Consider the following 11222-nt stretch of genomic DNA (forward strand, 5'->3'; position numbering starts at 1 on the left):
TGTCAACCCATCGTCGCTGCTTTGGAGGGCTTCCTCAGCAGTAGCCCGCCTCAGCACCATCCCGAGCGGCCCAAACTCGGCCAGGCTGTGGCCTTCCTCATCAACATAGAGGGTGCTTTCAACCTCACCCAGCCGCGTCGTGAGACGCCGCGCCCGGACATCCACACCGAAGAGTTCGTGCATCTGCGGATCGGCTCCGATAACGATCAGGTCCTGCATTTGCAGCGAGAGCGGCTCGAAGCCCGATAGTTTCAGCGAATCGCCGGCGCCGAGCCGGCCCGCCTTGAGCAGCGGCTTGATCGCTTCCGAGACATAGAGCGGCTCGGGAGCGGGGACGAACTTTTCGGTCGTCCGCCCGCCGGTGGTGAGGAGAATGGAGAGAACCTGCTTCTGGTGCCGACCCTCGAACTCAACTGCCACTCCCCCGGCGTCGAAACTGCCTCTGAAAGCCTGCATCGCAAGAGCGCTGTCGGTGGTGATCTCCATCGCGAACCTGATTTCCTGCGGCACTCCCATCATCGCGCCGCTCATCCGCCCCAGTTCGCGGATTTCGTAGTTGCCGTCCGGCAGCGGACTGACTTCGCTCCGGATGAATCCGACCTTCCGGCCGGCGAGCAGGACGCTTGCCCAGGAGGTTTCGCCCTCGATACGGGCTGCCTGGAGCAGTTCCTCGGGCGCCTTTACGCCTCCCTCGCGAGACCGGACGCCTTCGGCAAGAAAGACGACAAGCAGCGCACCCCAGGCGATGTAAAGCGCTCCCCAGATGAGGCGCGACAGCCGCGACTTATTCGCTGTTTCTAAAACGGCAGGGACCTTTCTTCGAGCATTTGCATTAGTGACTGCAGCACCGTTTCGACGCTGATCGAAGCCATACAATCGGTCGAACAGCCGGTTCCGTAACGGCCCCGGTGATAGCACGGTGAACATTGCAGATCGGCGGCCAGCCATCGGCAATCCGGGGTCAGCGGCGCTTTCAGCCGGGGATCGGTCGGCGCGAAGAGCGAGAGCGTCCGGCAGCCGGCGGCAGCGGCGAGGTGCATCGGGCCGGCATCGTGAGCAACGATTACGGCGCACCTCTTCATCAATTCAGCCGTTACGCCGAGCGACGTCTTTCCGACAAACGACCGGATGCGGCCGGGTACATCGCTCGCGGACAGAGCCTCTTCCAGCGATCGGATTACCTCGTCCCCGGCCTTACGATCGGTCGGCCCGCCGAAGAGCGCCACATTAAGATGGCGCTGGCACAGGCGCTGCGCAAGTTCCCCATAGTGCGGCCAGAGGCGCCAGAGTGTGTCGGGATTCGACGCACCGCCGACGGTAAGGCCGATGACCGTCCGGTCGTCGATGGCGGCCTCTTTCCAGAGACGCCCGGCAAATTGCAATTCTTCGGACGAGGCATACACCTCCATAAGCACGTCATCGGTCGCCCCGCCAAGCGGGGTGAGCAGTCTATTATAGGCGCGAATCTCGTGCTCCCCGCCCGGTTCTGTGACCGGATGCGTGAAGAGAAAGCCGTCGCCTTCAAGGTCGAGTCCGATTCGCACCGGAATCCCGGTAAGGGCTATGAAGGCGGCGATCTCGGGCGCCCGGTGCACGACCAAAGCCAAATTATAGCGTTTTTTCCGGAGTTGCCAGGCAAGGTTCAAGAGGGGCAGGAAGCGATGCTCGCGAAACCAGCCATCGGGGATCACGATCATATCGTCGCAGTTAGGGTTTCCGGCGAAGACCGCAGACGACCACTCTCCGGTTAGAATGTCGATGCGCCAACCGGGCAGGCAAGCGCGAAGACTCCTCAGAAGCGGCGTCGCGTTGAGGCAGTCGCCGATGGCGAATAACTTGACGACCAAAAGCCGTCCGGTAGGACGCTGTTCGACAGGAAGTCGAGACCCGATCAGACCACTCAGCAGCCGCCTCACCGGACGCTCCCCATCAAACGTCCGTATTTGAGTTTGGATATGTCTTCCGGAAAGAAAGACTCATCACTGGGAGACGGGCAATGTCCCGACCCCAGCCTGCCAGCAGCCCGAAAGCCCCCAGGAATCCCAGAATCGACGCCCCACCTATCCACCACTCAAGTTCCGAATTGGACACCACAAGGGAGAGTCCTGCCGCCAGAAGCAGAGGCCACCCGAAGGCTTTGAGTCCCTCCCAACCGACAGCGCGGATGTCGCGATCGATGAGCGTCAATGGTATAAGCGTCGCAAACGCAATCACCCGGCACCAGGCAGCGCCCAAAGCGCCTGAAGCAGGAACTATGAAGTAGTTGATTAGCAGCGACATCAATGCCACCAGCGTCATCGGCAGCATTTGACGAGTCTGCCGGCCTTCGGCGACCAGCACCAGCCGCCAGCCGGCGCTGTAGAAGGCAAGGGGCAGCGACCAGATCAGCACCTTCCCAATTGCGCCGGATTCGCGATATTCAGCCCCAAAGCATAGCACGATGATCTCTTCTGCATAAGCCGCGCCAACTGCCGCTGCCGCCAAACCTCCGGCAGCAAGAAGTTTGAAAAACCGGCCGGTCATCCGGACAAATTCCGTCCGGTCCCGTCCCGCGAGTCGGGATAGACCGGGCAGGACGACCGTTGCCAACACCGTCGGATAGATCAGCAGCGCATCGACCAACCGCAGCGGCGCAGAGTATAAGCCGGCTTCGACCTCGCCGCGCAGTGCTCCCACTATCAAAAGATCGGCACGGGTCTGGGCCAGGAGTAAGACCTCGGCGGCAATGAGCGGCAGCCCCTCAACCATTGTCCGGCGCATTTCACGATAGTCGAATGCAGGACGAACCGGATAGCCGGTCCGGGCCAGCACGACGACCAGCACCAGCGTCGCAAGGCCTTCGCCGAAACTCTGTAATAGCACCAAATCGGTCAGCCCAGCTCCGCCGATCACACCGAAGGAGATTACGGTGAAGAGCAGCACCCGTCCGGCAAAGTTGGCTCCCGCGGAGGTTGCGATCCTAAGGTCGGCCTCGAGCGGCGCTTCGTAACTGAACCGCCCCGACGATTGCCAGAGTGAGCAGAGCAGTGTCATCGCTGCAGCGGCGGTCAACCCGGTCGAGAGGTCGAGCCGGCTCATCCGGGGCAGCACCAGAATCGCCAACAGCCCCATCACAGCGCCGAGCAGGAGCCGGAGGCTGTAGTTGCTGCGAAAGATCCGCTCGCGCTCTTCGGGTCGCTTCGACGCCTCGCGCACCACGATATAGTTTAAGGCCAAAGCCAGAGGAAGCCCGAAGAACGCCAGCGCACTGTAGAGCAGGGAGTAGGTCCCGAATTGAGCCGGTCCCAAGTGACGGCTCAGCAGGATCATCGCCGCAAAGGTGAGGGCCTGTCCGGCACCCCGCAGCAGAAAGGTGAGGAGGATGTTTATGGGCGTTGGGTTTTGGGCTTAAGGCTCAAGGCTCAAGGCTCAGGGCTCAAGGCCAAGTGCCTTGTCTTGGCGAGCCTGCAGAGCAGGCGGGGTTATCTACCTTCTTACAATATAGGCTCGGCGTGCAAATAGTCCAACGCTTGCTGCAGCACGGCATCAGGGCTATCTTTTGGCTTTATATTTGAGAGTAATCAAGTAAGTAAGTAAGTAAGTGAGCGGGTGTTCACTCATCATTCATCATCCCTAATCCGGCGGTAAGTGTGCCGTCGGATGTCCCCAGCCGACGGCGGAGCGGTCAGATGAGGACATCTGACCGCACAATTGGCTTCCACTCCAGAGGTGAAAACAGCAAACGCCTATCGCTGGATCAAGGTCATCATTATTCATCATCATCAATATTCAAATGCATTCTTTCATCCTCGTCTTTCCGGGGCAGGCGTCCCAATCGGTAGGTATGGGACGCAACTTTTACACCAGCAGCCCGGCCGCTCGGGCAGTGCTCGACCGCGTCGCGGCACAGGATCAATTCAAGCACCTCCCGGACATCATCTTCATCGGGCCGGATGACCTGCTGACCCGCACCGACAATGTCCAGCCGGCGATCACGTTGGTATCGCTGATGGCGCTGGCGGCGTTCAGGGAGGCTGCCGGGCAAGCCGGTATCGCGTTCGAGCCAGTCGCTGCGGCGGGGCACAGCCTCGGCGAGTATGCGGCGCACGCCGCTGCCGGAAACTTGAGCGAATCGGACGTGCTCGACCTCGTCCGGTGGCGCGGCTATTGGATGAACGAAGCCTCGCAACCTCCGCATCCGAAGGGGGCGATGATCGCGGTTATGGGGCTCGACCAACCGGCGCTGGAGGAGATTGCCGACCGGATAGGACGCGACCGGATCGCAGTGGCAAACTTCAACAGCCCGGGGCAGATCATCCTTTCGGGGACGGAAGAAGCCGTCGCTGCAGCCATCACGGCGGCACAGGAGGCCGGCGCCCGACGGGTCGTGCCGCTCAACGTCTCGGGCGCCTGGCACAGCCCGCTGATGGCAGCGGCGCAGGCGAAAATGGCAGAATTGCTGGCGGCGAAGATCGCGGACGACCTCCCGGTCGCAGCCCGGCCGAAGGTTGTCGCCAATGCGACTGCCAATGCTGTCGAAAGTGCGGCCGAACTCCGCTCGACCCTGACCCGTCAGATCACCTGGCCGGTGCGGTGGGTTGAATGTGTTCGGGAACTGCTGCGCCTCGCTGGAGAGCCTGCACTTCCGTCGGAGGTCTCCGACGAAGAATATACCGCCCGCAAGCCCTGGCCAATCGTTATCGAAGTCGGTCCGGGCAAAGTCTTGCGCGGCCTCCTGAAGAACATCGACCGCAAGATCGTGTCGGCGAATGTTGAAGACCCTGAAAGCCTCGCGGCGACGATGGATGTAATGCAGAATGAAGAACGATGAATGGAAAATGGAACGTGAATGGTGGAGTAAGGGAAGCAGAGTAGAGACTTGCATCTCTTACTCCCGAAAATTTGCTTGAAAACAGGTGTAATACGCTCAGATCGTCTTGCCCGCGAAGACGGGCATCCAGGCAAAATCGACTTGACTGGGTTCCCGCCTACGCGGGAACGACGCCCCCGTAACGCAATATCTTCAAACTTTATGCTAATGTGAGACCAAAGCCGTGAACCTTAAGATAACTAACCGCCGCCAAATGACATCGGTATTTGGTGTTGCCGTGATTGGGCTCTTCCTTGCCTGCACGGATAAGACCTACATTACCAACCCGCCGCCCGACACGCCCGCCATAGACCGGACTCCACCGGAAGTCTGGTTCGTCCGTCCAGCGGGCGGTTCTACCATCACGGACACCGTCCGGATCGCAGTGGCCTTTTTCGACTCCTCGGGCGTCGATTCGATCCGCCTCTTGAAGGACGGTGCACCCATCCGCATCATTCCGGCGGAAGCCGGAATCCAGAGGGGGACTCTCTCGCATCTGTGGGAAACCGAATCCGACTCCGACGGCGTCCACCTCTGGCAGGCCGTAGCATGGGACAGAGCCGGCAATCGGGGTCTCTCGGAGACGCTCCTGTTGCGGGTGAAGAATCATCCCGACGAGCCGGCGCCGGATGTGCGGCCTCCGGTGGTCATCTGGGTCGAACCCGCAGCCGGTGACACGCTCGCAGGCGATGCCGGTCTGCGGTTCCAGATCATGGACGACCGGGGATTGACGTCGGCGGAGGTGCTTTTGAACGGGGGGCGTTACGCAGGGTTGGCGCTTGCGGGAGCGTTTGCCGATACGGGACTGGTCTGGCGGACGGCAGAGTATTCCGACGGGGTATGGATGATGCAGGTGAAGGCGTTCGACGAGGCCGGCAATCTCGGCTGGAGCGAAGTGCTCCTGGTGCGGGTGAAGAACCAGCCCGATCCTCCGCCGCCCGACGACCGGACGCCTCCCCGCATCAGTTGGATCGCACCCGCGCCGGGCAGCATCGTCCGGGATACGACTGTGCTGGAGTTTGCGGTTGAAGACGAAAGCCCCATCGACAACATCAAAATCTTCGTCGATGGCGTGGTTGATGCGATTCTTGCAGGGCAAGCAGACAATTCTTACATACTCGAGCGCAACACGTGGCGATGGGGGAACGGGCGACGTCTCATCGAAATTTGGGCCTGTGACAGCGCAAAAAATGCAGGGCGCAGCGAGCCAATCGGGCTGACGGTGGACAACCACAAGGTCATTTGGGTGCCGGATGACTTTGGCACGATTACTGCCGCCATTAATGCCAGCGTCGATGGGGATACGGTAAGGGTGAGGGCGGGAGTGTACGAGGAGGGGTTGAACTTGCATACTGCAGTGGTTCTGGAGAGCATGAGCGGCCCTCTCGAAACTTCAATCACAGCGCGTGGTTTCAATGATGCGATTAGAATTGATTTGAATTGGCAGAGTGACTTTCTTATCATTCGTGGATTCACACTAGGATCTGACGGTTCTACCTGTGTTCAAAACTTCAGGGGACAATATCTAATGGTGAACTGCGTGGTTCGGCCACTTAACGACGACGTTGAGGGTGTAGTGCAGAATTACGGCATGGGAATTATCTCCAATTGCGTTATTGAATTAGCGAATAGGGGTGTAATAGCAGGTTATGCGCGAGGGGATTTACGAAATTCGATCATCCAAAATTGTGTGCTCTTCGGATTTCATCATTTTGCAGCGTTCGAAAACTGGTTTACTCGTGGCTTCAACCTATATTGGGCTAATGGTCAGGATATCAGAAATGACGATCCGGTCGATAGTGAATTATTTTCCAATCCCGATATGAGTGAGGATTACGAACTTCGAAGGGGATCACCTGCCATCGACGCGGGAGATCCTTCACTTAGGGACTTAGACGGTAGCCGCTCTGATATGGGCGTCCATGGCGGACCTTGGGCTTACCACTAAGAAGGCAAAGAATGAGGTGAATCATGCCTTCATGGGCGAATGCCGACTTCGATCAGTTCGACGATGACATGATCGACCCTGGAGAACACATTCTTCAAGTCGGCGGTCAGACAACCTTGCTGGGCGGCTTGCGGGTCGGGCCTGGCGACGCCGCTGGATTGATTGATGCTACTAGGTCGGGACAGGAGATTCAAAATCTCCTAATCGGAACGGATGCGGATCTCACTGGTGCCGTCCACATCGGTCGGGAGAATGTTGACGCGATGGTCCTCGGCGGACTTTCGGTCATGCAACGGCTCAATCTTAATGCCGGCGCGGATGTGAGCGGAAATGTCGGTCTAGCCAATGATCTCACCGTCCAAGGTCAGGTAAAGGCCGTCAACATCGACGCTACACAAGGCAACGACTTGGAACTGGGAACCAACTCACAGTTGACGCAAGACGTCATCATCGGCAGCGGGGCTCAGGGGACGCAGACGCAAGTCATCGGTAACCTTGATGTCAACGGATCAATCGAATCTGGCAGCGTGGAAGTCACCGGAACTACCAAGCTTAACGGCTCTTTAGTCGTGAGAAGCAATGGCGCGCCGATTGAATTCAGAGAGTGGTCGGTTAAGGTCGTGAGTGACGGGTTGGGCGAGGGATTCGTCAATCTCAGTGAGGTCATCGTCGGTCAGAATGATCGAGGCCCACGAATGCACTTTTTGGGCGCCACACCAGATAACGGCGGTGCGCGCATCGATGCCTTCATGAACGACGGCGGCGAAGACGTGCCCGCCGACTGGCCGCTGATGGAACTGCACCTCAACACCGACGAGGGCGTCCGGGACGTGGTGATCTCGCATCGGGATTCCAACTTTCCGTTCCCGGCGGCGACGGTTCATGTGGAGAGTCCGCGGCTGGTGGTAGGTGCGCGGGTTGCAGGGGAACTCCCTGCGCAGGTTGGGCATATCGACGGCAGCGAACGGGAGTGGCGCCGGTTGATCTCCGGGTTGGCACACGCGATGTCACGGCCACCCTCGAACTCGGTCGTTCCGGCGAAAAGACGATCGTCAAGTCGTCTAACACCTATGTGCAAGGCGATCTCTTCGTAGGCCCCAACAATGGCGCCGGAAAGATCAACTCCGGGGGGACCGTCGCAAATCCGCAGAATCTCTCGATCGGCGCGGGAACAGAAACCGCCAACCTGCAACTGGGCCGCGCCGGGCAACTGGTCGATTTCAACACACTGCTTCGGATGAACGGCAACGGGATGATCATGAACAATGCCGCCAGCCTGACTGCTGCCAACGGCTTTGGGATCGTGCTCAACCCGGTCGGCTGGGGGAACGGCCCGTCCTACGACTTCTACTTCAACGGCATGGTGCTGCGCTACTGTGACGCCACCGGCTGGTTCTAAATGTAAGCGCTTTCTTCTCCTGCAAATCCGCCTTGCACAACGAAGCCAGTGCTCGCTTACCGAAGTTCGTGCTACTATGGGGTCGTCTTGCCCGCGCAGGCGGGCATCCAGACTAACGCCTGTCTGGGTTCCCGCCTGCACGGGAACGACGATCTTAAAATCACCTATCACCGCAAGTGAGCACTGGTTCGACGCCAATCAGCAGTATGGGCTGCAGTTCAATCCTAACGGTCAGGTCCCGCCGCTTCCTTCACTTGACGTCATTATCGGTGGCAACGTCGTATCGTGGTTCGATGCCAACGGTGTGCACTGATAGCCGCCCCTGATGACGGCGCTACGCGATGACACACCCGCCTTGCACTAATAGGGCGGGTTTGTTATATTGGGCATAAGGCTAAGGGCTTAGGGCTCAAGGCTTAGGGCTTAGGGCTCAAGGCTTGGGGCTTGGGGCTTGGGGCAGAATGTAAATTGAAAATGAAGAAGAACGAAAGACCTATTCGGGTAGCGATGGTGCAGTCCTTACATCCATCATTCATTTTCCATTTTCCATTTTCCATTTTCCATTTTAATTTCATTTCCTTCCTATGGCCGCGACCGCGGAACGTATTGAGAATGCTCCCCCGTCGAACCGGACGCGCGGCATTCTGACCGGCGTCAAGCCGTCCCGACCGGCGGCGCCTTCGGCGGACGACCTCGCGCTCGAACATCGCCCCCTCGGTGAACTTCTGGTTGAGCAGGGGATCATCAATCCCGACCAACTCGAGATGGCGCTCTCCGAGCAGCGCCAGAGCCCGGCTTATCTCGGCGTCATACTGATGCGCCACAAGTGGGTCGATGAGCGCGAAGTCTATCGCCAGTTGTCGCGTCAGCGCGGGATCGCCTTCTACGACGTCCGCGACCGCGAAATCCCGTCTGAAGTGGTTGATAAACTGCCCCGCGACGTCGCGCTGAAGCACCGCGTCCTGCCGGTCGGCTACGAGGAAGGCATCCTCCGGGTAGCGATGGAGGACCCGCTCAACGAACGGCTGCTCGATTCGCTCCGTCGGGTCATCCCGGACGATCTTCAGCCCGGCTTCACCACCCGCGGCGATCTCCACTTCGCCCTCAACCGCGCCTATAACAACCTCGTTCGGTCGAACCCGCTGGTGCGGGACTTCTTCGACGGCTTTGCCTACCTTATCGAGCAGCCCTCGTTCGACGCCAACCGGTTGATAGACCTGGCTCTGGCGCTTTCGCACCTGCTTGGCGCGAGCGACATCCATCTCCAGTTCAGCACTCACGAGTTAAAGATTGCGCTGCGGATCGACGGCGCTCTGCACGGCATACCGGTTCCGGCGCGGCGGGTGCTGCCCGAGCATCTCCTGCAGTTGCGCAATGCCCTGAAAATCCGAGCCGGGATGGACCCGTCGCGGCGGGGGGTTGCCCAGGACGGGCGGATAGACCTCGAAATGGAGCAGGGCGCAATTCAGGCGCGCATCGCGCTCCTGCCATTGGTGGATGGTGAAAAGATGGCGCTTCGGCTGGTAGGGCGGCTCGAACTAAGGGACTTCGATCAAATCGGGCTTTTCAAGTCCGACCGCGAATTGCTGTTGACGGCTCTCAAGCGGCCTTCCGGGCTCATCCTCGTAACCGGTCCGACCCGGTCCGGACGGACGACGACGCTATATGCACTCTTGAGCCGGATTCCCACCGCTGCCCGGAGCGTCGTCACGATCGAAGATCCGGTAGAAGCGCGCCTCGGCGACTTGGCGCAGATGCAGATCGATCCCGAGCGGGGTCTCACTTACGATGCTGCTCTGGTCCAAGTCATGCGGCAGGATCCCGATGTGATCATGCTCGGCGATTTACGCGACCCGGCGACGGCAGCCGGTGCCGTCGAAGCCGCGCTGACCGGGCATCAGATGCTGGCAGCGATGCCAATCGATGGCGCCGCGGGTGCCGTGCTGAGGTTGATCAATATGAACGTCGATCCGCTGGCGCTGGCGGGCGCGCTCGACCTGGTCATCGCGCAACGGCTTATGCCACGCATCTGCGAAAAGTGCCGGACGCCGCATCCGGATGCCGAGCGACTGGCAAAGGCATTGGGGCTTGCCAAAGCGGTGCCGCTCTGGACCGGCGCCGGGTGTGCGCACTGCTACTTCACCGGCCGGAGCGGGCGCTTGGCTATATTCGAGACGATGCCGGTTACCGACGAATTGCGCGACGTCATATCGTCCCGTCCGTCGCTTACGACGCTTCTAAAGGCGGCTTCAACTGCCGGCGGCCGGTCGTTTCGGGCAGATGCCCTGGAGAAATGTCTGAAAGGCCTCCTTGCGCCGGAGGAGGTGTTGGGGATGTAGAGCGAGTTTCGGTAGATCGGCATCAAGTCTGCCCACCATATTGAGAGGGGGCAACTCGCGTTGATGGGCTAACGCAAAAGGACGGCTTTGACGGTGCGAGAATGGGAGCCAGCCTGAAGGCGGAGAAGATAGACTCCCGATGGCATCCCGCCTCCCGATGTCACTCCGCCTCCCGATGTCATTCTGAACGAAGTGAAGAATCTGAACTGATGCGTGCCGGAGGATAGGGGGCCGTCGTGCAAGCGGAGGACTTCTCGCCCGTCTATCGCATAGAGGCTGAGCCGGACGGGCATGAGACCCCCCATTTGCACCCTTGGAGGGCGGACATTCTTGTCCGCCCTTAGGGCGGGCAGGACTGCCCGCCCTCCAAGGCTTATCGTCACCGTCGCCTGATCGTTAAACGGATTCGGCGCAATCTGCAAACTAATATCTTCAATTTCCAAGTCTCCTTCATTCCGCATTCCGAATTCCGCATTCAACATTCGAACATTCACCGCCCATCTTTGCACATCCTCCTCCCACTCCTCCTCGCCGACCCGCTCTCGCGCATACCCGCTCACAACGTATCTGCCGGTGTCTTGAAATGAAATGGACAAAGTGGACTCGATGGACATAGTGTCGGCTTCATTCAGCGTCCACCAGAACTCGATGGAGTCGTTGTTGGCATTGAAGGGGATCAGTTCAAAG

At 59.5% G+C, this 11222-nt stretch carries 8 protein-coding genes; 6 read left to right on the top strand and 2 right to left on the bottom strand.

What is annotated here, in order from left to right; genetic code table 11:
- Positions 1-797: 797 nt before the first annotated feature.
- Positions 798-1916, bottom strand: a complete 1119-nt coding sequence (locus FJY67_09320) for a glycosyltransferase family 9 protein (GenBank protein ID MBM3329651.1) — start codon at positions 1914-1916, stop codon at positions 798-800.
- 13 nt (positions 1917-1929) lie between these two features.
- Entirely contained in the window at positions 1930-3369 is a 1440-nt protein-coding gene (locus FJY67_09325; GenBank protein MBM3329652.1) for a hypothetical protein, read from the bottom strand.
- Between the two features lie 403 nt (positions 3370-3772).
- Here FJY67_09325 and FJY67_09330 point away from each other — a divergent pair, with 403 nt between their 5' ends.
- The 6 genes from FJY67_09330 to FJY67_09355 all read left to right on the top strand — a co-directional run bounded on the left by FJY67_09330 (position 3773) and on the right by FJY67_09355 (position 10535).
- Positions 3773-4810 carry an ACP S-malonyltransferase gene (locus tag FJY67_09330; protein MBM3329653.1) on the top strand — a complete coding sequence of 346 codons (1038 nt, stop codon included), beginning with the start codon at positions 3773-3775 and terminating at the stop codon, positions 4808-4810.
- Between the two features lie 223 nt (positions 4811-5033).
- Entirely contained in the window at positions 5034-6797 is a 1764-nt protein-coding gene (locus FJY67_09335; GenBank protein MBM3329654.1) for a hypothetical protein, read from the top strand.
- 23 nt (positions 6798-6820) lie between these two features.
- On the top strand, positions 6821-7891 hold the full coding sequence (locus FJY67_09340; protein ID MBM3329655.1) for a hypothetical protein: 1071 nt from the start codon (positions 6821-6823) through the stop codon (positions 7889-7891).
- Positions 7870-8196 carry a hypothetical protein gene (locus FJY67_09345; GenBank protein ID MBM3329656.1) on the top strand — a complete coding sequence of 109 codons (327 nt, stop codon included), beginning with the start codon at positions 7870-7872 and terminating at the stop codon, positions 8194-8196. The genes FJY67_09340 and FJY67_09345 overlap by 22 nt, the downstream gene beginning before the upstream one ends.
- Before the next feature lie 76 nt (positions 8197-8272).
- The gene (locus tag FJY67_09350; GenBank protein MBM3329657.1) at positions 8273-8509 is read left to right on the top strand and encodes a hypothetical protein; all 237 of its coding nucleotides are present in this window, start codon (positions 8273-8275) and stop codon (positions 8507-8509) included.
- A gap of 271 nt (positions 8510-8780) precedes the next feature.
- A complete protein-coding gene (locus tag FJY67_09355; protein MBM3329658.1) occupies positions 8781-10535 on the top strand; it encodes a hypothetical protein in 1755 nt (584 codons plus the stop codon).
- Positions 10536-11222: the final 687 nt, after the last annotated feature.

The organism is Calditrichota bacterium (genome assembly GCA_016867835.1).
Classification (GTDB): Bacteria; Electryoneota; AABM5-125-24; order Hatepunaeales; family Hatepunaeaceae; genus VGIQ01.